Raw genomic sequence first — 23,441 nt, forward strand, 5'->3', positions numbered from 1 at the left:
GAGCAAAAGTTGTTTAGTTAATGTTGCGATTAACTTGCAACATTGATCATGATCGCGTCTAATGTGATGGATTTCACACTTTCCCGAAGAAAACCATGATCGTTCGCCCCCAACAACACTGGCTACGCCTGATATTCGTCTGGCATGGGTCGGTATTATCTAAAATCTTTTCACGACTGCTGCTGAACTTCCTGCTCTCCATCGCCGTTATTATCATGCTTCCGTGGTATACGATGCTGGGAATCAAATTCACCCTGGCGCCATTCAGCATTCTCGGCGTGGCGATTGCAATCTTTTTAGGTTTTCGCAATAACGCCTGTTACTCACGTTACGTTGAGGCCCGACACCTGTGGGGGCAGTTGATGATTGCTTCCCGATCGCTACTGCGTGAGGTAAAAACCACCTTACCGGACGACGCCGAATTAGGGCAGTTTGTTCGTCTGCAAATCGCGTTTGCCCACTGTTTACGCATGACTTTACGTCGAAAGCCACAGGCAGAGCCGTTGGCGAAGTACCTCAGCGAGAAAGATCTGCAGACGGTATTTGCCTCACAATCTCCAGCAAACCGCATTTTGTTGTTGATGGGAGAGTGGTTGGCCGTGCGCAGGAGTAATGGTCAACTGTCAGACATATTATTTCATAGTTTAAACAATAGGTTAAACGATATGTCTGCGGTACTGGCTGGTTGTGAGCGGATTGCGAATACGCCGGTCCCGTTTGCTTATACTTTGATCCTTCATCGCACGGTATACCTGTTTTGTATCATGCTGCCATTCGCGTTAGTGGTGGATCTGCACTACATGACACCGTTTATCTCGGTGCTTATTTCCTATACGTTTATCTCGCTCGACACGCTTGCAGAAGAGCTTGAAGATCCGTTTGGCACAGAGAACAATGACCTGCCGCTGGATGCGATTTGCAATGCGATCGAAATCGATTTGCTGCAGATGAACGATGAAACAAATGTGCCAGCAAAACATATGCCTGATAAGCATTACCAACTAACTTAGTTTCGTTCGTTTTGCCACCAGGCTGGCTGCATATCGGAAAACGAATGAAACTCTGGCGCCAGGTCTTCATCGTTAGGGTCATCAAAAGCCCCGGCTAAAAGTGCAATTACTGGGGCATCATCAATAGCGCCCACGGAACTGCCGCACTGAGGGCAAAAGGCTCGACAACTCGTTTCTGATGAGCGCCAGGTTGTCGGTTTTCCGGCTTTTCCCGTCCATTCTACATTTTCTGCATCAAACTCAATCCAGACGACGGTCGGTGCGCCCGTATGTTTCCGGCATATATCGCAGGAACAGGTATGGGAATTATTAGGACTGCTGGCCGTGAAGCGGATCGAACCACAAAGACACCCACCAATGTAGACTTTAGACATAACAACTCCCGTCAGAAACACGTGGCAAGACACTAGCAGATGCCTCGCATTGTCACTAGATCCTTATGTTAAAAAGGCGAGGGCGCTCATAGGCGATCCTCTATTCCTGTGATCTATCTGATGATAAATGCTTAATTATTGCGTCGCGCAACAATAAACAATCGGGGAAATGCCAGTAAAATTTTGCCATTTTCCTGCAGTGGATATTGCTCCTGAAGTAGTTCGTGGTAGCGCGCCAGATACTGACGTTGCTCGCTTTCTCTCAAATCCTGCAACCAGGGGCGCAGGCCTGTAGAACTTACCCAGTCGATAATTGCTTGATGAGAATCCATAATGTGATAATACGTGGTGCGCCAGATATCCACCTCACAGCCAGTTTCGGTCAAAATATCATAGTAGGCATGTACGCCAGGAAGTGGCGCACGACCCCGGTCCGGGAAACCCTGTTCATAAGCCACTTCGCGCATCAGAACATGCGTGGGTTCCAGCCAGTTATCCGGCATTTGTACGGCCAGAACGCCGTTGCGACCCAGCAGCGATACCAGGTTCGGCAACAGTTCATAGTGATCGGGTACCCATTGTAAAGACGCATTTGCGTAAAGCAGATCCACAGGATGCTCGGGCTGGAACTGACTGATATCCGCTTCAATAAAATGGCATTGCGGTAATGCGTTGCGCGCTTCATTCAGCATGGCGGGTGAGGAATCAACCCCGGTTATTACAGCCGAAGGCCAGCGCTGATGCAGTAATGCCGTGCTGTTTCCCGGACCACAGCCAAGATCAACAACTGAACGAACACTCTCTAACGCCACTCTGTTGAGTAATTCCGCTGCGGGTCTTGAACGTTCAGTTTCATATTGCAGATAAAGCGAAGGGTTCCAGTCAGCCATGAATGAATCTCCAGTATGAGAGAAAAAGGCAGAAAGGACCGCATAAGTCCTTGCCGGTGAGCCATTTCATTTAGAAGATTATATGAAAATGAATGATAAGGGCAGAAATATGCCAGGGAGACAGATTGGCATGTCTGTGGTTTGCCTGCGTGAAATACAGTTATCGATTTTGATGTTCAGTGAGTGATGCGGCACAGGTCGAAAATGGTTAGCGCTGGTAACGGCATTTTAAAAGAGGTTTGGCCATCATTATCGAGCAGCACAAGGATTACTATAAAGCATCAGATTCTACCTTACTCAATGCCAGTGCGCATAATGTATATTATGTTAAATGCAATTTGGTATTTGATGGATGCTTAGTTCATACCCCTTAGCTGACGCCGTTCCATCAAATCCTTACCCTTCCCTTATCTGCTACGGTAACAAGTTTTCGTCAGATGACCCCGAATGCAGATCCCTCTTTAGCCATTCTCAGTTTGGCGGTTCCGGTTGGTACACAGTGATGAAAAACGATAAGGTCAGAGCTGTTGTCGCCTTCGAGTCAGGAAGCCAGGAAGCAGTTTTTTTCATTCCTGGAAAAGCTCCCACTGCTAATCCTGACTGAAAACTGCTGGACATGACTGTCTGCCTTGAGCAAAAGCAGACAGTCACTTTGATTTTCTACCGTAAATTTTTTCTTTTTTTATAATCAATGTATCGGGCTAGATATTTTTGTAACAACTTTATAAGTTAAAGATCTGCCGCAATAACAGATTCCTTTATTTATAATTAGAGGTTTGCAACGTTGTGATAGACTTTTTGAACATCATCGTCATCTTCAAGGGCATCAACGAGTCCTGCAAAGATTTCTAAATCTTCTGGCGAAAGTTCAACTTCTGATTGAGCAATCATTTCTAATTCTGTCGTTGAGAATTCAGTAATCCCTGCGGCTTTCAGGGCTGCAATTCCTTTATGAAGGTCTGTAGATTCAGTATAAATAACGATGTTTCCCTCTTCTTCGGTTACATCGCGAACATCTACATCAGCATTAAGCAAAATTTCAAAAATATGGTCAGGATCTGTTCCTGCAAATACAATCACCCCGGTATTGTCAAACATATAGCTGACAGCACCTGCCGCTCCGATATTCCCGCCTTTTTTATTGAAAATTGAGCGGACATTAGCAATCGTACGGTTAACATTTGACGTCAACGTTTCAGCGATAATCAGTGAACCACTTGGACCAAAGCCTTCATAGCGCCCTTGCACGAACGTTTCATCGCTGCCGCCTTTGGCTTTATCAATTGCTTTATCAATAACGTGTTTGGGAACCTGTGCTTGTTTCGCACGTTCAATAACGAATTTTAAAGCTGAGTTTGATTCTGGGTCTGGTTCACCTTGTTTGGCAGCAGCATAGATTTCTACACCGAATTTTGCATATATATTAGACGTTGCACCGTCTTTAGCAGTTTTTTTAGCAACAATATTTGCCCATTTACGTCCCACTGGAATAGTCTCCTCAGAAATTCATTTACATTACATGCAGATTAATAGCCTGCAAATTTTTCCGCAATATTATATCATGATATGTAAACTCTCGTCCATGAAAAACAAAATATCCATGTTTTACTAAATGTTACTTTAATTTTATCAATAGTTAACATTATGGATATGTTATTTTCGTTTTTTTTAGATCTTTTGTTTTTTTTATTTTAATAGTCGAATGACAGCGATAATACATAAATAAAGAGAAACTGGAGTAACAATCCAGGTATAAATACCCACTTAAGATTAATGAATGCATCTAATCCAGATCTTTTCTTCAGCAATGTTTGGCTGATGTTTACTTCTTAATCATGAAAGCCTGAGGAACAGATGCCATTGCTGGTCGCCCCGCTTTCTTGTAACCTTCTTCCCGTTGCACTACTGACAAAATCTGGAACCACTGAACTGGACTTCATATGAATGCTCATATTTCTAAAGACCCTTTACATGGCGTAACGCTTGAAATGCAGGTCAATGCACTGGTTGATCGTTATGGTTGGGCTGAGCTGGCGCAACGCATTAATATCAACTGCTTTAAAAATGAGCCGAGCGTTAAATCCAGTTTGAAGTTTCTGCGCCGCACGCCGTGGGCGCGGGCAGAAGTTGAAGCGCTGTACCTGGATTCTCTGCATGATCTGGCCTCAAATAACACCACCGAACCGGCGTTCGATCCCTGGGCTAACAGCCGCAACAAGAAGAATTAAGAGCAAAATCTGATGTCAGCATCCGGTTTTATTTCAGCAAATTATCAGAAAAAACTGGCGAATATTCTCGCCCGTTCCCGAGCCTGGCTGCCGCGAACCAACCTGAAATGGTTCGCGCTGCTCGTAGGCAGTATGTTGCTACTTGGCAGTTGTTCTTCACAGCCGCCCGGTTCAAAAATCACCCCACTGCCCCCGGTGGGCAATCCACAGCAGAGCAAGGAGCCGGTACGCGGTATATGGCTGGCAACGGTTTCGCGTCTTGACTGGCCGCCGATTTCATCCGTCAACATCAGCTCGCCTGCCGTTCGTATCAGCCAGCAGCAAAAGGCGCTGACTGACAAGCTGGATAACCTGAAACGTCTTGGTATTAACACCGTTTTTTTCCAGGTGAAGCCCGATGCCACTGCGTTGTGGCATTCTACAATCTTGCCGTGGTCAGATACCCTGACCGGTAAGATTGGTCAGGATCCTGGTTACGATCCGTTACGGTTTATGCTCGATGAAGCGCATAAACGCGGAATGAAAGTCCATGCCTGGTTTAACCCCTACCGCGTGTCCGTTAACACTAAACCGGCAACGGTTACCGAATTAAACAACACGCTGTCACAGACGCCTTCCAGCGTTTATGTCCTGCATAGGGACTGGATCCGTACCTCGGGCGAGCGTTTTGTGTTAGATCCCGGTATTCCCGAAGTGCGTGACTGGATAACCAGCATCGTGGCTGAAGTGGTTGAGAATTACCCGGTTGACGGCGTGCAATTCGATGATTACTTCTATACCGAGTCTCCCGGCTCTGCGCTCAACGACAGCCAAACCTTCAGAAGATACGGCCAGGGATTTGTCTCCAAAGCTGACTGGCGGCGCGATAACACGCAACGCCTGATCGCTCAGGTTTCACGAACCATTAAGAAACTCAAACCTGAAGTTGAATTTGGCGTCAGCCCTGCGGGCGTGTGGCGCAACCGTTCGCACGATCCGGCGGGCTCCGACACGCGCGGCGCGGCAGCCTATGATGAATCGTATGCGGACACCCGCCGCTGGGTGCAACAAGGCTTGCTGGACTACATCGCCCCGCAGCTGTACTGGCCTTTTGCCCGCGACGCGGCGCGTTACGATGTGTTGGCGAAATGGTGGGCCGATGTCGTCAAATCAACCAACACCCGCCTGTATATTGGCGTGGCGTTGTACAAAGTCGGTGAGCCGTCGCGAAAAGAACCTGACTGGACGGTCAAAGGCGGTGTGCCGGAGCTGAAAAAACAGCTCGATCTGAACGAGTCTGAACCGCACATTAACGGCACAATTTTGTTTCGCGAAGATTACCTTAATCAGCCGCAAACGCAGGAAGCCGTGACCTATATTCGCAGTCGTTGGGGGCGTTAATGGTCGTCCGTATTGGATTTTTAACGCAAGAGCGTCCGGTAATACGGACGCTCTTAACCGATCCATCAGGCAACTGAAGGCTCAGGCAATCTGAATGATGAGACCAGCATCGCCAGCTGTTCCGCCTCCTCTTTCAGCGCCTGCGTTCGCGCGGCGGCATCATCTATTAACGAGGCGTTTTGCTGAACGGTGCTGTCCATTTCGGTAACAGCCAGCGTAACTTCGGAAACGCCCTTGCGTTGTTCTTCACCCGCAACGCGTATTTCCCCCATTAACTGACGTACCTGACGTACATTACTGACCAGTTCTCCCAGACGTTCGCCCGCATTGTGAATTTGCTGACTTCCGCTACCTACATGAGAAACGGATTCATCAATCAACGCCTTTATTTCCTGCGCGGCGGTGGCGCTGCGCTGGGCCAACGTGCGCACTTCGGAGGCCACAACGGCAAACCCTCTCCCGGCATCACCTGCTCTGGCTGCTTCAACCGCGGCATTCAGGGCGAGAATATTGGTCTGGAACGCAATGCTGTCGATAACCGCGACAATTTCCACCATTCTGCCGGATGAGGCACTGACGTTATCCATTGTAGAGATAACACCCTGCATAACATCGCCGCAGCGGTTGGCCGTTTGCGCGGTGCTATCAGAGAGTTCATCCGCCAGTTGTGTATTACTGGCATTTTGATGAACGGTCGCATTTAACTGTTCCATCGCCGCCGAACTCTCTTCCAGCGCAGCGGCCTGTTGCGTCACGCGAGATGAAAGTTCCATATTACTGTCTGCCAGGCTGACAGCGTTATTCGCCACCACTACGCTACTGCTTCTGACGGTGATCAGGATGGCTGAGATTTTATCGACGAACAGGTTAAACGCTTCGGCGATAGCGGAAATCTCATCTTTGCCACGGACATCCAGGCGACGGGTAAGATCGCCTTCTCCCTGCGCAATGTCATCGAGAGCCTGACGGGTATCATCGAGACGTGAAATCAGTCGGCGAACCACCAGCCAGGATCCCACCAGCAACAGGGTCATGATCGGGATCAACACTTCCAGCACGTCCTGCATCATCACTTTGGCAAGGCCGACGATACGCGATTCAGGCGTCGCAAGACCAACAACCCAACCGGTATCCGCCATCGGGAACAGCATCACCCGTGAAGCCGAATTCAGGACGTTATCATTTGCAAGCGTAATCGTTTTCACCCCGTCCGCTGGGCGCAGAGATTTCAGACCGTTTTCCACCGGGATAAGCCATTGCGCGCTTTGCGCCAGATCGTTAATGGTTTTATATTTCGCCAGATCGGCCTGCGGGAAATAGAGAATTTGTCCCTGCTTGTCCACCACAAACGCGTAACCACCGGTGCTGTTTCCCTGCTGCTGCATGAAAGTGGCGACGTTATCCAGGCGAATATCGGTGGTGGCGACACCGGCAAACTTGCCCGCCAGTTGATAAGGTACGCTGCACGTCACCATGTTGACGCCTGAACTGGCGTCCTGGTAGACATCAGACCATAAGCAACTGTTTTGTGAATGTCCTTTAGCATGCTGATACCAGTTTTCATTGTGGTATCCGCTTGACCCTTCGACGTTATAGTCGTTGGAATACACCAGTTTACCTTCAGCATTACGCGCCCAGAAAAAGCTTCTTTTCTCCACACCTGCGGTGAAAGCGTCTGGTTCTGGCCAGATACCGCCGCCGGTAATAATCGAATCTTTATCTTCACCAATCAGATGCGGAACGACGCTTTGGTAAAGAGATTCATCATTTGGCAGCACCTCAGCCAGTCGTGACAGGCTAACGGTCTCACCTTCAATTCGGGACAATACGGTACTCAACTGGCGGGTTAAACCTTGCCCTGTTTCTTCGATCAGGGCGGTGTTGATTTCAACGACGCGCGGTTGACCACGCCAGAGCATAATCACCACAATAACAAGGGTCGTGACTGCAAGCAGCAGAATGCCGCCGATGGTTAAACGCGTTGAAATACGAGTAGGATACCAGGCCATACAAACTCCTTCTGCAAAAGGCTAACTTTTATCCAGTATCGGCACAGGCGTTTATATCTTTATAAAGTTTTCTTAAGTATCACAAAATAAATAGGTGACATTGTCACAAATAGCAAAACCCAGCACTTTGGCTGGGTTTTAATAATGACTTAATCTTATTTGGATAATTCTTTTTTGATTTCGTCTTTTATTTTACTTAATTCGCTCTGCGGATGTTTTTTACAAAGTTCAACAGTCAGAGGAACTGCAGTCGTCACGGTTTCGTTATAGTCTACGTAATCGCCACCCTTGAAATCTTCGTCTTCATTGAGCACCCAGAAAGCCACCGGGGCCATAGTTTGCGGGTTCAAATCAATAAACTCCTGGCAATTCATGCCTTTTGGAGTCACTTCAGTTTTAGCGTTATCAGTTGCTGCATTGACGCTGACACTGGTTAACAGCGCTGCGACCAGAATACCTGCTGTAGAAAGGGAGAATTTATTCATTGTAGTACTCCATTTATAATATAAATAATATCTACACTTGCGCTTCAAACCGTTAATGTAGTTCGCAAAAAATAATACCCCTAACGTCATAAGAATAAAGATTGCCACCATTGATATGGCTGAAATTTATATTTCACATTACTGATTCTGATGTCTGGGCGTAAAACGTGACCACAATGTGATCGTTCCGACGAAATCAGCAGATTCATACCCCTCTTCCCCTGTCCCTGCACCAAAACTGAACTACGCTGCACAAATGTTGATCATTAGTTAACGGACATGGGCTGATTTTTAACAAAAATGGTCAGCGTGCCGCTGTTACCAACATGGCACGCGTCCTGCATTGTTAATTTGCTAACAGTGAACCGTACTCTGACAAACAATTAACAGCGAGAAGGTAATGACAGCGAAACCGGAGTTATTTACCCGTATAGAGCAGACCTTTAGCCAACTGACGCCCAGCGAAAAGCGCGTGGCCGGGTGGCTGTTAGCCCATGCTGTGCAGATCCCTTTTGAAACCGCGGATGGTATTGCTAAAGCGACCGGAACCAGCGGCATTACCGTTGGACGCTATCTGCGTAAACTGGGTTTTCGCAATCTGGAAGATGCAAAAGCCAGCCTGCGGGAGCTACCCGTCGTCGCCTATCAACCTTGGGGGATGAACGAGCGGCTGGACTCCTGGCACCAGCAACAAAGCCTGCCAGATCGCGCGCAGCAGTCGCTGTTACTGGAAATCGACGCCATTACCTATGTCTATCAACTCGCGCAAGGCGAAACGTTTTTACGCATAGCGCAGCGGCTGGCGCATGCGGAAGCCGTGTATATCCTTGGGATCCAGTCCACCCGCGGGATCGCTAACGCCTTTTTCAGTCACCTGGAATACCTGCGGCCTAAAGTCAGCTACTCCGAAGGGCTTTCCGGCAGTTGGGTCGAGTCGCTGAATTCAGGATTCACCCAGCCTTACGTGGTGATCACCGATATGCGCGCCTATTCCGCTATCTCGCGACAATATTGCCGCGTTGCCACAGAACGCGGCATTCCGCTGGCGTTAATCACCGATGTGTGGTGCCCGTGGGCCAGAGACTATTCCATTGACTTACTTCAGGTGAAAACTGACACCGGACATTTCTGGGACTCACTGGCTCCGGTGAGCTGTCTGTTCAACTTATTACTCTCTGCGGTGGTGGCACAACTGGGTGACTCCCTCGCAGAACGCCTGCAAACCAATCGCCAGTTACAACAACAATTTGGTCAATTCGAACAATAAACAGGAAACGTGCTATGTCAGAAACCCCAGAACTGGTCGATCTGTCGGTGATATTCCCGTCGCTGCATATCGATCTTAAATACGCTACGGCAGACAACATTACCGGCGCCCCTATCTACCGGGAAGCTCGTTGCCTGTTGCACACCGAGGCGGTCACTGCGCTGGCGAAAAGCATCAGTATTGCGCAACTGGCAGGCCTGAAACTTGTGGTATACGACGCGTATCGCCCGCAGCAGGCGCAGGCGGTGCTGTGGAATGCGTGTCCGGATCCTCAGTATGTTGTCGATGTGGCGATAGGATCCAATCACAGCCGCGGGACGGCCATTGACGTTACGCTAATGGACGATCGTGGCAATCTTCTCGATATGGGCGCCGGCTTTGATGAGATGCACGACCGTTCCCATGCCTGGCACCCTTCTGTTCCTCCGGCTGCGCAGCGCAACCGCCTGCTGCTCAATGCCATTATGTTCGGCGGCGGTTTTGTCGGTATCACCAGCGAGTGGTGGCATTTTGAATTACCTGATGCCGCCCGCTATCCGCTGCTTGACGATCAGATAGATTGTTACACTGTCACACCCATAACAACACAACATTCCCTTTAATTCTGGAGCCTGGTTATGAAGACTACACCTGCGTTAAACGCGTTTTTTCGCCCCGCTCTGATAGCCGTTGCGCTGGCGTTTGCCCTGCCCGCTGCGCAGGCCGCCGTTCCCAAAGATATGCTGGTGATCGGCAAAGCTGCCGACCCGCAGACGCTCGATCCCGCCGTGACCATCGATAACAACGACTGGACGGTCACCTATCCCTCTTATCAGCGGCTGGTTCAGTACAAAACGGATGGCGGTAAAGGCTCCACGGAAGTTGAAGGCGATTTGGCCAGCGGCTGGAAGGCCTCTGACGACCAGAAAGAGTGGACGTTTATCCTGAAAAACGATGCCAAATTCGCCGACGGAACGCCGGTGACGGCTGATGCGGTAAAGCAATCTTTTGAACGCCTGCTCAAAATCGGCCAGGGGCCTGCAGAAGCGTTCCCAAAAGATCTGAAGGTCGAGGCTATCGATAACAATACGGTGAAGTTTACCCTCAGCCAGCCATTTGCGCCGTTCCTGTATACGCTGGCCAATGATGGGGCTTCAATTATTAACCCGGCCGTCTTAAAAGAGCATTCCGCAGACGATGCCCGCGGATTCCTGGCGCAGAATACGGCAGGCTCCGGTCCCTTCATGCTCAAAAGCTGGCAAAAGGGACAGCAGTTGGTGCTGGTTCCTAACCCATATTATGCCGGTGCAAAACCTGCGTTTAAGCGGGTTTCGGTAAAAATCATCGGTGAAAGCGCCTCTCGCCGTCTGCAATTGTCGCGGGGTGATATCGACATTGCCGATGCGCTTCCGGTTGACCAGCTTGCCGCCTTAAAACAGGAAGGCAAAGTTAACGTGGCGGATTATCCCTCGTTGCGCGTGACCTATCTGTATCTGAATAACAGTAAAGCGCCGCTCAATCAGGTGGATTTACGCCGCGCCATCTCGTGGGCCACCGATTATAAAGGCATGGTAAACGGGATCCTGAGCGGCAACGGTAAGCAAATGCGAGGTCCGATCCCTGAAGGCATGTGGGGTTTTGACGACAAGGCCATGCAGTACAGTTTCGATGAAGCCAAAGCGAAAGCGGCGTGGGAGAAAGTTGCCACCAAACCTGACAGTCTGAGCTTCCTGTACTCGGATAATGACCCCAACTGGGAACCTATCGCGCTCGCGACCCAGGCAAGCCTTGGCAAACTGGGCATTAAGGTGAAGCTGGAAAAACTGGCGAACGCCACCATGCGTGACCGCGTGGGCAAAGGAGATTACGACATTGCCATTGGCAACTGGAGCCCTGATTTCGCCGATCCGTACATGTTTATGAACTACTGGTTTGAGTCAGATAAGAAAGGCTTGCCGGGTAACCGTTCGTTCTATGAAAACGGTGAGGTCGATAAGCTGTTGCGTAGCGCGCTGGCCACGACCGATCAGGTTGCCAGAACCAATGACTACCAGCAGGCGCAAACTATCGTGATTGATGAAGCCGCCTACGTCTATTTATTCCAGAAAAACTATCAGTTGGCGATGAACAAAGACGTCAAAGGATTTGTATTCAACCCCATGCTGGAACAGGTCTTCAATATCTCCACCATGAGTAAATAAGCCACGTTAATGCGGAGCCGCTCTGGCTCCGCAAGGGGAAGCTAATGACGTTCTGGAGCATTTTACGCCAGCGATGCTGGGGACTTATTCTGGTGGTTATCGGTGTTTGCGTAATCACTTTTATTATTTCGCACCTGATACCTGGCGACCCCGCGCGGTTATTGGCGGGCGATCGCGCCAGCGATGAAATTGTCGAAAATATTCGCCAACAGTTGGGGCTGAACCAACCGCTGTATGTCCAGTTTTTTCGCTATGTCAGCGACATTTTTCACGGCGATTTAGGCACCTCTATTCGCACCGGACGTCCGGTGCTGGATGAGCTGCGCATCTTCTTCCCCGCCACCCTTGAGCTGGCTTTCTGCTCATTGTTGCTGGCGCTGGTTATCGGTATTCCTTTGGGCATTTTATCTGCGGTCTGGCGCAACCGCTGGCTAGATCACCTCGTTCGTCTGATGGCAATCACCGGTATCTCCACGCCAGCATTCTGGCTGGGGCTGGGGGTTATCGTGCTGTTTTATGGTCATCTGCAAATTTTACCCGGCGGTGGACGTTTAGACGACTGGCTGGATCCGCCAACTCACGTCACCGGGTTCTATCTGATTGATGCACTGCTGGAAGGCAATGGCGAGGTCTTTTTCAATGCGCTTCAGCACCTGATCCTGCCATCACTGACGCTGGCCTTTGTGCACCTGGGGATCGTTGCCCGCCAGATTCGCTCCGCCATGCTGGAGCAACTGAGTGAAGATTACATTCGCACCGCTCGCGCCAGCGGGTTGCCGGGCTGGTACATCGTGTTGTGTTACGCGTTGCCAAATGCGCTTATCCCCTCGATAACCGTTCTCGGCCTGGCATTGGGCGATCTGCTCTACGGTGCGGTGCTGACTGAAACGGTCTTCGCCTGGCCGGGAATGGGCGCCTGGGTGGTGACGTCGATTCAGGCGCTCGACTTCCCGGCGGTAATGGGATTTGCCGTGGTGGTCTCTTTCGCCTATGTGCTGGTTAACCTGGTGGTGGATTTACTCTACTTGTGGATCGATCCACGAATTGGACGCGGAGACGCACAATGATGCTCACACAAGAAACGCCAGCCGCGCCTCAGACAACACGCCGTCGCACGGACTGGGCTAAACTGTTCTGGATGATGAAAAGCAGCCCGCTGACGCTGGTTGGCGGGGTCATCATTGTGTTGATACTGCTGCTGATGGTGCTGTCGCCGTGGATAACCCCTCACGACCCTAATGCCATCAATTTGAGTGCGCGCCTGCTGCCCCCGTCAGCCGCTCACTGGTTTGGTACCGATGAAGTCGGCCGCGATCTGTTCAGCCGCGTTCTGGTGGGTAGCCAACAATCGGTCGTTGCGGGGCTGGTCGTGGTGGGTATCGCCGGGGGATTGGGTTCGCTGCTGGGCTGTTTGTCTGGCGTCATGGGCGGACGCGCCGATGCAATTATTATGCGAATAATGGACATTATGCTGTCCATTCCCTCGCTGGTGCTGACGATGGCGCTGGCCGCCGCGTTGGGTCCAAGCCTGTTTAACGCCATGCTGGCGATTGCTATCGTACGTATTCCGTTTTATGTACGCCTCGCACGCGGTCAAACGTTAGTAGTGCGCCAGTTTACCTATGTGCAGGCGGCGCGGACCTACGGCGCATCACGCTGGCATCTGATTAGCTGGCACATTTTACGTAACTCTCTGCCCCCGCTAATTGTGCAAGCGTCGCTGGATATCGGCAGTGCGATCCTGATGGCCGCTACGCTCGGATTTATCGGTCTGGGCGCACAGCAGCCCAGCGCTGAATGGGGAGCGATGGTCGCAATAGGCCGTAACTATGTGCTTGATCAGTGGTGGTATTGCGCTTTCCCCGGCGCCGCCATTCTGATTACCGCCGTGGGCTTTAATCTCTTTGGCGATGGTATTCGCGATCTGCTTGACCCGAAAGCCGGAGGAAAACAGTCATGACACAACCCGTGCTGGAAATCGAAGATTTGCATTTGAGTTTTCCCGGCTATAAAGCTGACGTGCATGCGCTTAACCATGTATCGCTGCATATCAACCGCGGAGAAATCGTTGGCGTGGTTGGCGAGTCCGGTTCCGGTAAGTCCGTGACGGCCATGCTCACCATGCGTCTGCTGCCGGAAGGCAGTTATCATATCCACCAGGGACGCGTTTCGCTGCTGGGGGAAGATGTGCTCAATGCCAGCGAGAAGCAAATGCGCCAATGGCGCGGCGCACGCGTAGCGATGATCTTTCAGGAACCCATGACGGCGCTGAATCCGACCCGACGCATCGGTCAGCAAATGGTGGAGGTTATCCGCCATCATCAGGCGTTAAGCCGCACGGATGCCCGTCAGAAAGCCATCGCTTTACTCCAGGAGATGCAAATCCCGGACGCGGCGGAAGTCATGAAGCGTTTCCCGTTTGAGCTTTCCGGCGGGATGCGCCAGCGCGTAATGATAGCGCTGGCCTTTTCGTGTGAACCGGAGCTTATCATTGCCGATGAACCGACCACCGCTCTGGACGTCACGGTGCAACTGCAGGTGCTGCGTTTGCTGAAGTTAAAAGCGCGAGCCAGCGGGACAGCCGTGTTATTTATCAGCCATGATATGGCGGTGGTTTCACAGTTATGCGACCGGTTGTACGTCATGTATGCCGGAAGCGTGATTGAGAGTGGCCCAACGCAAACCGTTATTCAACGCCCGACGCATCCCTATTCCATTGGTCTGCTGAAATGCGCGCCGGAACACGGCGAGCCGCGCGCATTGCTGCCCGCCATTCCCGGCACCGTGCCGAACTTAACCTGCTTACCGACGGGATGCGCGTTTCGCGAGCGCTGCTTTGCCGCTGGCCCCCGTTGTGAAGAAACACCTGCGTTACGCAGTCAGGGAGGCGGGGATCAACAATCTGCCTGCTGGTATCCGCAACTGGAGACAACACATGTCTGATTTTTTACTGGCGCTGCAGAATGTTCATGTCAACTTCCCTGCGCGTAAAAACTGGCTCGGCAAGGTAACGGAACGGGTGCATGCACTCAATGGTCTGGATTTACAGATCCGTCAGGGGGAAACACTGGGGATTGTTGGCGAGTCCGGTTGTGGAAAGAGTACGCTGGCGCAACTGCTGATGGGGATGCTGAAACCCAGTCAGGGCAACTATGCGCGCCGTGGTGACAAGCAGCATACCGGTATGCAAATGGTCTTTCAGGATCCCCTTTCATCGCTGGATCCGCGCTTACCGGTATGGCGGATTATCACCGAACCGGTGTGGATCCAAAAACGTCCTGCAGAACGTGAGCGCCGTATGCTTGCTGAAGATTTGGCGCGACAAGTGGGGATTCGTCCTGAATATCTCGACCGCCTGCCGCATGCGTTTTCCGGTGGACAGCGCCAGCGTATTGCCATCGCCCGGGCGTTGTCATCAGAGCCGGACGTGATTGTGCTTGATGAACCTACTTCGGCGCTGGATATCTCCGTGCAGGCACAAATTCTCAATCTGCTGGTGTCATTGCAGGCGCGCAGAAACCTGACCTACGTGCTGATCTCGCACAACGTGTCGGTGGTCCGCCATATGAGCGACCGCGTGGCGGTGATGTACCTTGGGCAAATTGTTGAGCTGGGCGATGCGCAGCAGGTACTCACGCAGCCCGCCCATCCCTACACGCGGTTATTGCTGGATTCGGTCCCTAAAACGGGAGCACCGCTGGCGGAGGATTTGGTGTTACGGAAAACCGAACTACCGGGGAACCGAACGCTGCCCCAGGGTTGTTTTTTCCGTGACAGATGCCCACTGGCGACCAGCGGCTGTGAGAAGAAACAGGCATTGCTGAAAAGTGATAGCGGTGGTGAAGTTCGCTGCTGGCGGGCGGTTGCATGAGCTGAGCGGTTGGCGTATTGCGTTCGAGTCAGGTGCAATACGCCTTTTTCAGTGAATCCACCAGCACTTCAGAAGCGGTAGATAACTTATGATGCGCCGAACGCAAAACGCCGATCCGACGCTGGATCACCGGCGTATCCAGATCGATACAGGTTGCGCCCAGCTCTGTCATTTGCGTGCGGCACAATGCGGGCACGGCGCTGCCGCCCAGTCCGCTCGCCACCAGGCGACCAACCGTCACCAGTTGATGGCTCTCCAGCGCCACTTCCAGCGTATGCCCACTTTGCACCAGCTGTTCTTCCAGCATCAGGCGCACGGCGGAAGGACGTTGCAGGGTGATAAAATCCAGCGTCAGCAATTCGCGCCACGCAATACGATCCCGGCCCGCCAGTTTGCATGTCGGCGGAACAATCGCGATAAAACGATCCACGCCGAGCGGGGTGAAATGCAGATGCCCTGAAGAGTCCGGCTCAAAGGCAATGCCCATCTCCACCCGCCCTTCACTGACCATCTCAATCACTTGTTCGTTAATCACGTCATGTACCGTTACGTTGATCCCGGAGTAGGAATCACGAAACGTTTTCAATACCGATGGCAGGACGTTAGCGGCGAATGAGGGCATGGCGGCAATAGAAATTTTCCCGCGCTGCAGCGTAAAGCGCTGACGCATTGCCTCTTCCGTATTCTCCCAGTCCGCCAGCAGCTGTCGCCCCATGTTGAGCAGCGTTTCTCCCTCCTGCGTCAGGGTCACTTTGCGGGTGGTTCTCAACAGTAACGCCCCGCCCAGTGAATCCTCCAGTCCTTTAATCGCCAGGCTTAAAGCGGGTTGCGACATATTCAGTCTTTCACTGGCATGAGCAAAATTCAGAGTGTGAGCTACCGCTAAAAACGCGCGTAACTGTTTGATGCTCATTCCCATTTCGCATTCCTTTAACTTGTTGAATACCTTTAATTAACATTAAATTGATAAAAAAACCCAATGAGTGAGTCACAAATTTAAAATTAACAAATCATTTTTCACCCCCAATGATGTCGGCAAGGACAACAGGAGGGGCAAGTGTATGGCTGGACTGGATAAACGGGTTGCCACCTATCAAGAGGCGCTGGAAGGACTGACCGATAACATGACGCTGCTGGCGGGCGGTTTTGGCTTATGTGGGATCCCTGAGAACCTGATTGCCGAAGTACGCCGTCGGGAGGTTCAGGGGCTTACGGTTGTGTCAAACAACTGTGGCGTGGATGGTTTTGGCCTTGGCGTTCTGCTGGAAACGCGCCAGGTACGCAAAGTGGTCGCATCTTATGTAGGTGAAAACGCCCTGTTTGAGCAGCAGGTTCTCAGCGGTGAACTGGAAGCTATCCTGACGCCGCAAGGCACGCTGGCTGAGCAGCTGCGCGCGGGCGGCGCGGGGATCCCGGCATTCTTTACCGCGACCGGATACGGAACCCCGGTCGCGCAAGGGAAAGAGGTTCGCGAGTTTGCCGGACGCCCTTACATCTTAGAGCAGGCGATAACCGGTGATTTTGCGTTGGTTAAAGGCTGGAAAGCCGACTGGTACGGCAACGTTATTTATCGCCACACCGCACAGAATTTTAATCCGCTGATGGCTGCCGCTGGGCGTATTACCGTCGTGGAAGTTGAAGAAATTGTCCCTCCCGGAGAGCTGGACCCCGCCGCAATTCACACCCCCGGAATTTACGTTAACCGCATTATCCAGGGGCAGTTTGAAAAACGTATTGAACAACGCACCCTGCGCCAGAAAGGAGCCTGACCATGTTAACGCGTGAACAAATGGCGATGCGTGTCGCCCGCGAGCTGCGAGACGGTTATTACGTCAACCTCGGGATTGGTATTCCTACTCTGGTGGCGAACTACATTCCTGAAGGCATGGACGTAATGCTGCAATCGGAAAACGGCTTGCTGGGTATGGGCCCGTTTCCCACGGAAGACGAAATTGATGCTGACATGATCAACGCCGGGAAACAGACCGTGACGGCGCGCAAAGGCGCGGCGATCTTCGACTCGGCGCAATCCTTCGCCATGATCCGCGGCGGTCATGTCGACCTGACGGTGCTCGGCGCGTTTGAAGTGGATGTTAACGGCAATATCGCCTCATGGATGATCCCCGGAAAAATGGTGAAAGGCATGGGCGGCGCGATGGATTTGGTTGCCGGAGCCGACAACATCATCGTAGTGATGACGCATGCCTCTAAAAGCGGCGAGTCGAAACTGCTTCCCGCCTGCACCCTGCCGCTGACCGGCGTGGCCTGTATTAAACGCGTGCTTACCGATCTGGCGCTGCTGGAGATTGCCGATGGGGCGTTCATTCTGCGCGAGCGAGCGCCGGGCATCAGCGTGGATGAGATTGTCGCCAGAACCGCCGGCAAGCTGATCGTTCCCGAAAATGTCCCCGAAATGCAATTTAGCTGAGGAGCTGACCATGCAGGATGTTGTTATTGTCGCGGCAACGCGCACCCCAATTGGCAGTTTTCATGGCGCGCTGGCTCCGCTTTCCGCGGTTGAACTAGGTTCAGTGGTGATCCGTTCGCTGCTGGAAAAAACCGCAGTGGCACCTGAGCAAATTGATGAAGTGATCTTCGGCCAGGTTCTGACGGCAGGCTGCGGCCAGAACCCTGCCAGGCAAACGGCGTTACGCGCAGGACTGCCGGTCACCACGCCCGCGTTAACCCTGAATCTGGTGTGCGGCTCGGGCATGAAGGCGGTGCATCAGGCGGTCCAGGCGATTCGCTGCGGCGATGCGCAAATTGTGATTGCCGGTGGGCAGGAGAGCATGAGCAATGCGCCCTATTTCCTCGACGGCGCCCGGGCGGGACTGCGGCTCGGTCATGCCAGCATGAAAGACAGCGTGGTGCATGACGGTCTGTGGGATGCGTTTAACGACTATCACATGGGGATTACCGCGGAAAATCTGGCGGATAAGTTCGTGATCGGTCGCGAGCAGCAGGACGCCTTTGCCCTGCGCTCACAGCAAAAAGCGGCCGCCGCCATTGAAGCCGGTCGTTTTAGCGCGGAAATCACGCCAGTCAGCGTCCCGCAGGGCAAAAAACCGCCGCGTGTCGTGGATCGTGACGAACAGCCTCGTCCGGATACGCAGGCCGAAAAGCTGGCGCAGCTCAAACCAGCATTTCGCCCAGGTAACGGCACGGTGACCGCCGGGAATGCCTCTTCAATCAACGATGGCGCCGCCGCGGTGATGTTGATGAGCGCCGCCAAAGCAGCAGAACTCAATCTGCCGGTTCTTGCCAGAGTGGCAGGTTACGCCGTCTCCGGCGTCGACCCTGCGATTATGGGCATTGGGCCGGTAGAGGCATCACTTCAGTGCCTGAAGCGAGCTGGCTGGACGTTGAATGATATCGATCTCATTGAAGCCAACGAAGCCTTTGCCGCGCAAGCGCTGGCGGTTGGCGAATCCCTGAACTGGGACAGCAATCGGGTGAACGTAAACGGCGGCGCGATTGCGCTGGGCCATCCCATTGGCGCGTCAGGTTGCCGAATTCTGGTGACTTTGCTGCACGAAATGGCTCGCCGTAACGCCGCCAAAGGGCTGGCTACGCTGTGCGTAGGCGGCGGTCAGGGGGTGGCGCTGGCGGTTGAGCGCCCGCAGGAGGTATCTCATGAAAAGTAAGCATATCTGCGTACTGGGCGCGGGTTTAATGGGTGTCGGTATTGCCACCCACTTCGTCCGTTATGGTCACGATGTCTGGCTGTACGACACTGATAGCAACCGTATTGCAGACATTGGCGCAGTTGCCAGCGGTATTCTGGATGAACTGATTGCCACCGAACAGTTTCCTAAAAACGACAAAGCACAGGCTGTGAGTCGTCTGCATGGTACTACCTCGCTGCACGATATTGCCGCGTGCGGGTTACTGATCGAAGCCATTCCGGAGCGACTCGAACTCAAGCACGCGTTGTATGCACAACTGGAAGCACTGATCGCGCCTGAGGCCGTCATTGCCAGTAACACCAGCGGCCTGCCGCCGGATGCGCTGGCAGAGAAGCTCGCCCATCCTGAGCGGTTGTTAATCGCCCATTTCTGGCACCCGCCGCATTTTATTCCACTGGTTGAGATTGTACCCGGCACGGCCACGAAGCCGGAATATCTGCAGGAGCTGCAACAACTGCTGCTTTCGATGCAGTTGGAAGCCGTCGTGCTCGACCGCGCCGCGCCGGGGTTTGTCGGTAATCGCCTGCAGTTCGCTCTGCTGCGTGAAGCGTTGCATATCGTAAAAAGCGGGATCGCCAGCGCAGAGGTGGTGGATCAGGTAATGCGCGCCTCGCTCGGTCGCCGCTATGCGATGGTCGGTCCGCTGGAGGCGGCGGATATGACCGGACTTTCTACGGTACAGGACATTTGTCGGCATCTGCTACCGGAGCTGGCAACCGGGAGCGACATGATGTCTCTGGTCGCTGACAAGGTTGCTAACGGTGATACCGGTTTGCGCAGCGGTCAGGGATTTTATCGCTGGGATGATTCGCGCAAGGAATATATCCAGCAACGCAGAGAGCATCAACTGCGCTTTGCCCTGAAACCGTAACTTCTCTTTCTGTACCCCCACTATAACAATGATATTGAGGAGTCATGATGAGTGTATTAATCGCCCTGGCAGCGTTGGGCCTGCTGATGCTGGCAGCCTATCGCGGATATAGCGTCATCCTGTTTGCCCCCATCGCGGCATTAGGTGCTGTATTGCTCACCGAACCCAGCGCCGTCGGCCCTGCCTTCACCGGCCTGTTTATGGAAAAAATGGTCGGTTTTGTGAAGCTTTACTTCCCGGTGTTCTTACTGGGCGCTGTGTTTGGCAAGTTAATCGAGTTATCGGGTTTTTCTCGCTCCATCGTTGCCGCCGCCATCAACATTCTCGGGCGTCGTCACGCCATCCCTGTGATTGTGCTGGTGTGTGCACTGTTGACCTACGGCGGCGTATCGTTGTTCGTGGTGGCATTTGCGGTGTATCCGTTTGCGGCGGAGCTGTTCCGTCAGAGTAATATTCCGAAGCGCCTGATCCCAGCCACCGTTGCGCTGGGCGCGTTTTCCTTCACCATGGACGCTCTGCCAGGCACGCCGCAGATCCAGAACATTATTCCGACCAGCTTCTTTGGAACTAATGCCTGGGCCGCGCCCTGGCTGGGTTTGATCGGCTCTCTGTTTATCATCGTTGTCGGTCTGGTTTATCTCGAGCGCCAGCGTCGTAAAGCGCAGGCAAAGAATGAAGGGTACGGCACTGAACTGTTAAACGAGCCGGAAACGCCGGATAACATTAACCTGCCGAACCCGATAATTGCTATCTCTCCGCTGATCCTGGTTGGCGTTTTTAACCTACTATTTACCCACTGGATCCCGCAATGGTATGGCGCTACGCATCAACTGGAACTTCCGGGCCTTGCCAAACCGATTACCACCGAAGTCGGTAAAATCACCGCTATCTGGGCGGTAGAAGCGGCGCTGATTTCTGGGATCCTGCTGGTGGTGCTCTTCGGCTATCGCAACATTAAAGGTCGCCTGGCGGAAGGGAGCCGAACGGCGGTTGGCGGCGCGATCCTCGCGGCCATGAACACCGCATCAGAATACGGTTTTGGCGCAGTGATCGCCGCCCTGCCAGGTTTCCTCGTGCTGTCAAAAGCGCTGGCGGCCATTCCCGACCCGCTGCTCAATGAGGCTATCAGTATCACTACGCTTGCCGGGATCACCGGTTCAGCGTCTGGCGGGATGAGTATTGCCCTCGCCGCCATGTCTGACACTTTTATTGCCGCCGCCCATGCCGCCAATATTCCCCTCGAGGTCTTCCACCGCGTGGCGTCAATGGCCAGTGGTGGTATGGATACCCTGCCACATAACGGTGCGGTCATTACCCTGCTGGCCATAACCGGTCTTAGCCATCGTCAGGCGTACGGCGGGATATTCGCCATTACCGTAATTAAAAGTCTGGCCGTGCTGTTTGTTATCGGCGTCTTCTACACCACCGGAATTGTTTAAGGAGAATCATCATGAACTTAACGGGAAAAACCGCTCTGGTTACCGGCTCTACCAGCGGCATTGGATTAGGCATCGCACAGGTGCTGGCGCAAGCGGGCGCTACCCTGATCCTTAACGGATTTGGTGATGTGGAAGCCGCCAAAGATGCCATTGCGCAGTATGGCAAAACGCCAGGCTATCATGGCGCGGACCTGAGCGATGAAGCGCAAATTGCCGACATGATGCGCTATGCCGATAGCGAATTTGGCGGGGTGGATATTCTGGTCAACAATGCCGGGATCCAGCATGTTTCACCGGTGGAGACCTTCCCGGTTGATAAATGGAACGCGATTATCGCCATTAACCTCTCTTCTGTCTTTCATACCACGCGCCTGGCGCTTCCCGGCATGCGTGCGCGTAACTGGGGACGCATCATCAATATCGCTTCTGTTCATGGCCTGGTGGCTTCAAAAGAGAAATCCGCCTATGTGGCGGCGAAGCACGGCGTGGTGGGATTAACCAAAACCATTGCGCTGGAGACCGCGCAGACGGGTATCACCTGCAATGCGCTGTGCCCCGGTTGGGTGCTTACGCCGTTGGTCCAGCAGCAAATCGATAAACGTATTGCCGAAGGCGCTGAGCCTGACGCCGCGCGTGACGCCCTGCTGGCGGAAAAACAGCCGTCGCGCGAATTCGTCACGCCGCAACAGTTGGGTGAGCTTGCGCTATTTTTGTGCTCAGACGGGGCGTCGCAGGTGCGTGGTGTGGCGTGGAATATGGATGGCGGCTGGGTGGCACAATAAAGATATCTGGTGCCGGATAAGACCCCGTCGCATCCGGCACACCATCTTTACGATTTTAACTGATAATCCAGCGTGATTTCCGCGTTCAGTACCTGTGATACCGGGCAGCCGGCTTTTGCTTTCTGGATGATGCCGTCAAACGTGGCGGCATCTATCCCCGGGACGCTCACCTGACTGTGTAGCGCGACTTTGGTGATAGCAAATCCGGCATCCACTTTATCCAGAGAAACATCGGCAGTGGTATCAATGGCATCTGGGGTAAAACCCGCTTCGCCCAGCATGAGCGAAAGCGCCATTGAGAAGCAGGCTGCATGCGCCGCGCCAATCAACTCTTCAGGATTGGTGCCTTTCGCCCCTTCAAATCGGGTATTAAACCCATACGGTTGCTGATTCAACACCCCACTTTCGGTCGACACGGTACCTTTACCGCGCTTAATATCGCCTTCCCAGTGTGCCTGACCTTTCTTATGGATAGTCATTACCGCTCTCCTGTGTTGTCGTTGGAGTTACAAGTATAGGACGGCTGAGAAAAAGCATGGCACATACGGGATAGTTCTCATTTGCCGCTTAAGCATTGACCTTTCAGCTGAAATGACCGACCATCCAGAAAGCCGCTATTTTTAACATCGGCTTTCTATCAGGTTGTATTTCGTCCGTTCTCATACGGACTCGCCCTTGAAACCAGTAACAGGATTAAGGAGTTAGAATGAAATCGAACCGTCAGGCCCGTCATATTCTCGGACTGGACCACAAAATCTCAAACCAACGCAAAGTCGTGACCGAAGGTGACAAAACCAACGTGGTCAATAATCCTACCGGAAGAAAGCGCCGCGCTGACGGCAAATAGCCTTTCGCACGTCTGACTGAATAACGAGATAAACACCATTGCAACCGCAGTGGTGTTTTTGCTTATAAAACCCCTTAACCCATTCACAATGCTTTATACTTCGGCCGTTTCCCTGGCGGACA

At 52.7% G+C, this 23,441-nt stretch carries 24 protein-coding genes and 1 pseudogene; 18 read left to right on the plus strand and 7 right to left on the minus strand.

Annotated elements, in window-relative coordinates; translation table 11 throughout:
* Positions 1-95: 95 nt before the first annotated feature.
* The gene (locus OGV75_RS16360) at positions 96-1,010 is read left to right on the plus strand and encodes a bestrophin family protein (protein WP_131345752.1); all 915 of its coding nucleotides are present in this window, start codon (positions 96-98) and stop codon (positions 1,008-1,010) included.
* On the opposite strand, the gene OGV75_RS16365 is transcribed toward OGV75_RS16360, so the two are convergent.
* On the minus strand, positions 1,007-1,384 hold the full coding sequence (locus tag OGV75_RS16365) for a GFA family protein (protein ID WP_016153082.1): 378 nt from the start codon (positions 1,382-1,384) through the stop codon (positions 1,007-1,009). The two genes, OGV75_RS16360 and OGV75_RS16365, sit on opposite strands and share 4 nt — an antisense overlap.
* A gap of 131 nt (positions 1,385-1,515) precedes the next feature.
* Positions 1,516-2,274 (minus strand): trans-aconitate 2-methyltransferase, encoded by a 759-nt coding sequence (gene tam / locus OGV75_RS16370; protein ID WP_016157955.1) that lies wholly within the window; start codon positions 2,272-2,274, stop codon positions 1,516-1,518.
* Between the two features lie 457 nt (positions 2,275-2,731).
* Between tam and OGV75_RS23655 the strand changes: the two are divergent.
* A pseudogene (locus OGV75_RS23655) lies at positions 2,732-2,824 on the plus strand (alpha/beta hydrolase); the annotation flags it as partial.
* A 218-nt stretch (positions 2,825-3,042) separates the two neighbouring features.
* On the opposite strand, the gene OGV75_RS16375 reads toward OGV75_RS23655, so the two are convergent.
* A complete protein-coding gene (locus tag OGV75_RS16375) occupies positions 3,043-3,759 on the minus strand; it encodes a YebC/PmpR family DNA-binding transcriptional regulator (RefSeq protein ID WP_016153084.1) in 717 nt (238 codons plus the stop codon).
* 455 nt (positions 3,760-4,214) lie between these two features.
* On the opposite strand from OGV75_RS16375, the gene OGV75_RS16380 reads away from it, so the two are divergent.
* Positions 4,215-4,502 (plus strand): VF530 family protein, encoded by a 288-nt coding sequence (locus OGV75_RS16380; protein ID WP_016153085.1) that lies wholly within the window; start codon positions 4,215-4,217, stop codon positions 4,500-4,502.
* A 12-nt stretch (positions 4,503-4,514) separates the two neighbouring features.
* A complete protein-coding gene (locus OGV75_RS16385; RefSeq protein ID WP_049271533.1) occupies positions 4,515-5,882 on the plus strand; it encodes a glycoside hydrolase family 10-like protein in 1,368 nt (455 codons plus the stop codon).
* A gap of 65 nt (positions 5,883-5,947) precedes the next feature.
* On the opposite strand, the gene OGV75_RS16390 is transcribed toward OGV75_RS16385, so the two are convergent.
* On the minus strand, positions 5,948-7,891 hold the full coding sequence (locus OGV75_RS16390; RefSeq protein WP_016153087.1) for a methyl-accepting chemotaxis protein: 1,944 nt from the start codon (positions 7,889-7,891) through the stop codon (positions 5,948-5,950).
* A gap of 155 nt (positions 7,892-8,046) precedes the next feature.
* Positions 8,047-8,376 (minus strand): acid-activated periplasmic chaperone HdeB, encoded by a 330-nt coding sequence (hdeB, locus tag OGV75_RS16395; protein WP_003019999.1) that lies wholly within the window; start codon positions 8,374-8,376, stop codon positions 8,047-8,049.
* 400 nt (positions 8,377-8,776) lie between these two features.
* Here hdeB and OGV75_RS16400 point away from each other — a divergent pair, with 400 nt between their 5' ends.
* From OGV75_RS16400 to OGV75_RS16430, 7 genes are read left to right on the plus strand one after another with little or no spacing between them, the layout of a single operon-like run.
* Positions 8,777-9,643 carry a MurR/RpiR family transcriptional regulator gene (locus tag OGV75_RS16400; protein WP_220755801.1) on the plus strand — a complete coding sequence of 289 codons (867 nt, stop codon included), beginning with the start codon at positions 8,777-8,779 and terminating at the stop codon, positions 9,641-9,643.
* 14 nt (positions 9,644-9,657) lie between these two features.
* Complete coding sequence (gene ddpX / locus OGV75_RS16405; RefSeq protein ID WP_016156534.1) at positions 9,658-10,245, plus strand: D-alanyl-D-alanine dipeptidase; 588 nt, start codon at positions 9,658-9,660, stop codon at positions 10,243-10,245.
* 15 nt (positions 10,246-10,260) lie between these two features.
* On the plus strand, positions 10,261-11,823 hold the full coding sequence (locus tag OGV75_RS16410) for an ABC transporter substrate-binding protein (protein WP_181599248.1): 1,563 nt from the start codon (positions 10,261-10,263) through the stop codon (positions 11,821-11,823).
* 44 nt (positions 11,824-11,867) lie between these two features.
* Positions 11,868-12,890, plus strand: coding sequence for an ABC transporter permease (locus tag OGV75_RS16415; RefSeq protein ID WP_016153091.1), 1,023 nt, complete (start codon positions 11,868-11,870; stop codon positions 12,888-12,890).
* Complete coding sequence (ddpC, locus tag OGV75_RS16420; RefSeq protein ID WP_016156536.1) at positions 12,887-13,783, plus strand: D,D-dipeptide ABC transporter permease; 897 nt, start codon at positions 12,887-12,889, stop codon at positions 13,781-13,783. The genes OGV75_RS16415 and ddpC overlap by 4 nt, the downstream gene beginning before the upstream one ends.
* Positions 13,780-14,766 (plus strand): ABC transporter ATP-binding protein, encoded by a 987-nt coding sequence (locus OGV75_RS16425; protein ID WP_016156537.1) that lies wholly within the window; start codon positions 13,780-13,782, stop codon positions 14,764-14,766. Before ddpC ends, OGV75_RS16425 begins: the two co-directional genes overlap by 4 nt.
* Positions 14,759-15,694, plus strand: coding sequence for an ABC transporter ATP-binding protein (locus OGV75_RS16430; protein WP_016156538.1), 936 nt, complete (start codon positions 14,759-14,761; stop codon positions 15,692-15,694). The genes OGV75_RS16425 and OGV75_RS16430 overlap by 8 nt, the downstream gene beginning before the upstream one ends.
* Positions 15,695-15,722: 28 nt before the next feature.
* On the opposite strand, the gene OGV75_RS16435 is transcribed toward OGV75_RS16430, so the two are convergent.
* Complete coding sequence (locus OGV75_RS16435; RefSeq protein WP_016153095.1) at positions 15,723-16,613, minus strand: LysR family transcriptional regulator; 891 nt, start codon at positions 16,611-16,613, stop codon at positions 15,723-15,725.
* Between the two features lie 142 nt (positions 16,614-16,755).
* Here OGV75_RS16435 and OGV75_RS16440 point away from each other — a divergent pair, with 142 nt between their 5' ends.
* Genes OGV75_RS16440 through OGV75_RS16465 form a run of 6 tightly spaced genes read left to right on the plus strand, consistent with a single transcriptional unit; the run spans position 16,756 to position 22,472 of the window.
* A complete protein-coding gene (locus OGV75_RS16440) occupies positions 16,756-17,463 on the plus strand; it encodes a CoA transferase subunit A (protein WP_016153096.1) in 708 nt (235 codons plus the stop codon).
* 2 nt (positions 17,464-17,465) lie between these two features.
* On the plus strand, positions 17,466-18,122 hold the full coding sequence (locus tag OGV75_RS16445; protein ID WP_053389799.1) for a CoA transferase subunit B: 657 nt from the start codon (positions 17,466-17,468) through the stop codon (positions 18,120-18,122).
* A gap of 10 nt (positions 18,123-18,132) precedes the next feature.
* Positions 18,133-19,338: an acetyl-CoA C-acetyltransferase gene (locus OGV75_RS16450; protein WP_286480907.1), complete on the plus strand. Its 1,206-nt coding sequence runs from the start codon at positions 18,133-18,135 to the stop codon at positions 19,336-19,338.
* Complete coding sequence (locus tag OGV75_RS16455; protein WP_218733807.1) at positions 19,328-20,251, plus strand: 3-hydroxyacyl-CoA dehydrogenase family protein; 924 nt, start codon at positions 19,328-19,330, stop codon at positions 20,249-20,251. Before OGV75_RS16450 ends, OGV75_RS16455 begins: the two co-directional genes overlap by 11 nt.
* Before the next feature lie 44 nt (positions 20,252-20,295).
* Positions 20,296-21,690: a GntP family permease gene (locus OGV75_RS16460; RefSeq protein WP_196615732.1), complete on the plus strand. Its 1,395-nt coding sequence runs from the start codon at positions 20,296-20,298 to the stop codon at positions 21,688-21,690.
* Positions 21,691-21,701: 11 nt separating this feature from the next.
* On the plus strand, positions 21,702-22,472 hold the full coding sequence (locus OGV75_RS16465; RefSeq protein ID WP_049271553.1) for a 3-hydroxybutyrate dehydrogenase: 771 nt from the start codon (positions 21,702-21,704) through the stop codon (positions 22,470-22,472).
* Positions 22,473-22,519: 47 nt separating this feature from the next.
* Here OGV75_RS16465 and OGV75_RS16470 read toward each other — a convergent pair whose 3' ends face one another.
* The gene (locus OGV75_RS16470; RefSeq protein WP_019076792.1) at positions 22,520-22,951 is read right to left on the minus strand and encodes an OsmC family protein; all 432 of its coding nucleotides are present in this window, start codon (positions 22,949-22,951) and stop codon (positions 22,520-22,522) included.
* A 227-nt stretch (positions 22,952-23,178) separates the two neighbouring features.
* On the opposite strand from OGV75_RS16470, the gene sra reads away from it, so the two are divergent.
* On the plus strand, positions 23,179-23,319 hold the full coding sequence (sra, locus tag OGV75_RS16475; protein WP_006684530.1) for a stationary-phase-induced ribosome-associated protein: 141 nt from the start codon (positions 23,179-23,181) through the stop codon (positions 23,317-23,319).
* The last annotated feature ends 122 nt before the right edge of the window (positions 23,320-23,441 follow it).

This window comes from Citrobacter sp. Cb028 (assembly GCF_030336705.1).
In the GTDB taxonomy this organism is placed as follows: Bacteria; Pseudomonadota; Gammaproteobacteria; order Enterobacterales; family Enterobacteriaceae; genus Citrobacter; species Citrobacter braakii.

What these genes read in the sequence shown, in the direction of transcription:
- OGV75_RS16460 (WP_196615732.1), top strand. Translation starts at nt 20,296, where the DNA reads ATGATGAGTGTATTAATCGCCCTGGCAGCGTTGGGCCTGCTGATGCTG.
- OGV75_RS16435 (WP_016153095.1), bottom strand. Translation starts at nt 16,613, where the DNA reads ATGGGAATGAGCATCAAACAGTTACGCGCGTTTTTAGCGGTAGCTCAC.
- OGV75_RS16380 (WP_016153085.1), top strand. Translation starts at nt 4,215, where the DNA reads ATGAATGCTCATATTTCTAAAGACCCTTTACATGGCGTAACGCTTGAA.
- sra (WP_006684530.1), top strand. Translation starts at nt 23,179, where the DNA reads ATGAAATCGAACCGTCAGGCCCGTCATATTCTCGGACTGGACCACAAA.
- ddpX (WP_016156534.1), top strand. Translation starts at nt 9,658, where the DNA reads ATGTCAGAAACCCCAGAACTGGTCGATCTGTCGGTGATATTCCCGTCG.
- OGV75_RS16450 (WP_286480907.1), top strand. Translation starts at nt 18,133, where the DNA reads ATGCAGGATGTTGTTATTGTCGCGGCAACGCGCACCCCAATTGGCAGT.
- OGV75_RS16430 (WP_016156538.1), top strand. Translation starts at nt 14,759, where the DNA reads ATGTCTGATTTTTTACTGGCGCTGCAGAATGTTCATGTCAACTTCCCT.
- ddpC (WP_016156536.1), top strand. Translation starts at nt 12,887, where the DNA reads ATGATGCTCACACAAGAAACGCCAGCCGCGCCTCAGACAACACGCCGT.
- OGV75_RS16445 (WP_053389799.1), top strand. Translation starts at nt 17,466, where the DNA reads ATGTTAACGCGTGAACAAATGGCGATGCGTGTCGCCCGCGAGCTGCGA.
- OGV75_RS16415 (WP_016153091.1), top strand. Translation starts at nt 11,868, where the DNA reads ATGACGTTCTGGAGCATTTTACGCCAGCGATGCTGGGGACTTATTCTG.
- OGV75_RS16470 (WP_019076792.1), bottom strand. Translation starts at nt 22,951, where the DNA reads ATGACTATCCATAAGAAAGGTCAGGCACACTGGGAAGGCGATATTAAG.
- OGV75_RS16440 (WP_016153096.1), top strand. Translation starts at nt 16,756, where the DNA reads ATGGCTGGACTGGATAAACGGGTTGCCACCTATCAAGAGGCGCTGGAA.
- OGV75_RS16455 (WP_218733807.1), top strand. Translation starts at nt 19,328, where the DNA reads ATGAAAAGTAAGCATATCTGCGTACTGGGCGCGGGTTTAATGGGTGTC.
- OGV75_RS16390 (WP_016153087.1), bottom strand. Translation starts at nt 7,891, where the DNA reads ATGGCCTGGTATCCTACTCGTATTTCAACGCGTTTAACCATCGGCGGC.
- OGV75_RS16410 (WP_181599248.1), top strand. Translation starts at nt 10,261, where the DNA reads ATGAAGACTACACCTGCGTTAAACGCGTTTTTTCGCCCCGCTCTGATA.
- OGV75_RS16400 (WP_220755801.1), top strand. Translation starts at nt 8,777, where the DNA reads ATGACAGCGAAACCGGAGTTATTTACCCGTATAGAGCAGACCTTTAGC.
- OGV75_RS16360 (WP_131345752.1), top strand. Translation starts at nt 96, where the DNA reads ATGATCGTTCGCCCCCAACAACACTGGCTACGCCTGATATTCGTCTGG.
- hdeB (WP_003019999.1), bottom strand. Translation starts at nt 8,376, where the DNA reads ATGAATAAATTCTCCCTTTCTACAGCAGGTATTCTGGTCGCAGCGCTG.
- OGV75_RS16425 (WP_016156537.1), top strand. Translation starts at nt 13,780, where the DNA reads ATGACACAACCCGTGCTGGAAATCGAAGATTTGCATTTGAGTTTTCCC.
- OGV75_RS16365 (WP_016153082.1), bottom strand. Translation starts at nt 1,384, where the DNA reads ATGTCTAAAGTCTACATTGGTGGGTGTCTTTGTGGTTCGATCCGCTTC.
- OGV75_RS16385 (WP_049271533.1), top strand. Translation starts at nt 4,515, where the DNA reads ATGTCAGCATCCGGTTTTATTTCAGCAAATTATCAGAAAAAACTGGCG.
- OGV75_RS16465 (WP_049271553.1), top strand. Translation starts at nt 21,702, where the DNA reads ATGAACTTAACGGGAAAAACCGCTCTGGTTACCGGCTCTACCAGCGGC.
- tam (WP_016157955.1), bottom strand. Translation starts at nt 2,274, where the DNA reads ATGGCTGACTGGAACCCTTCGCTTTATCTGCAATATGAAACTGAACGT.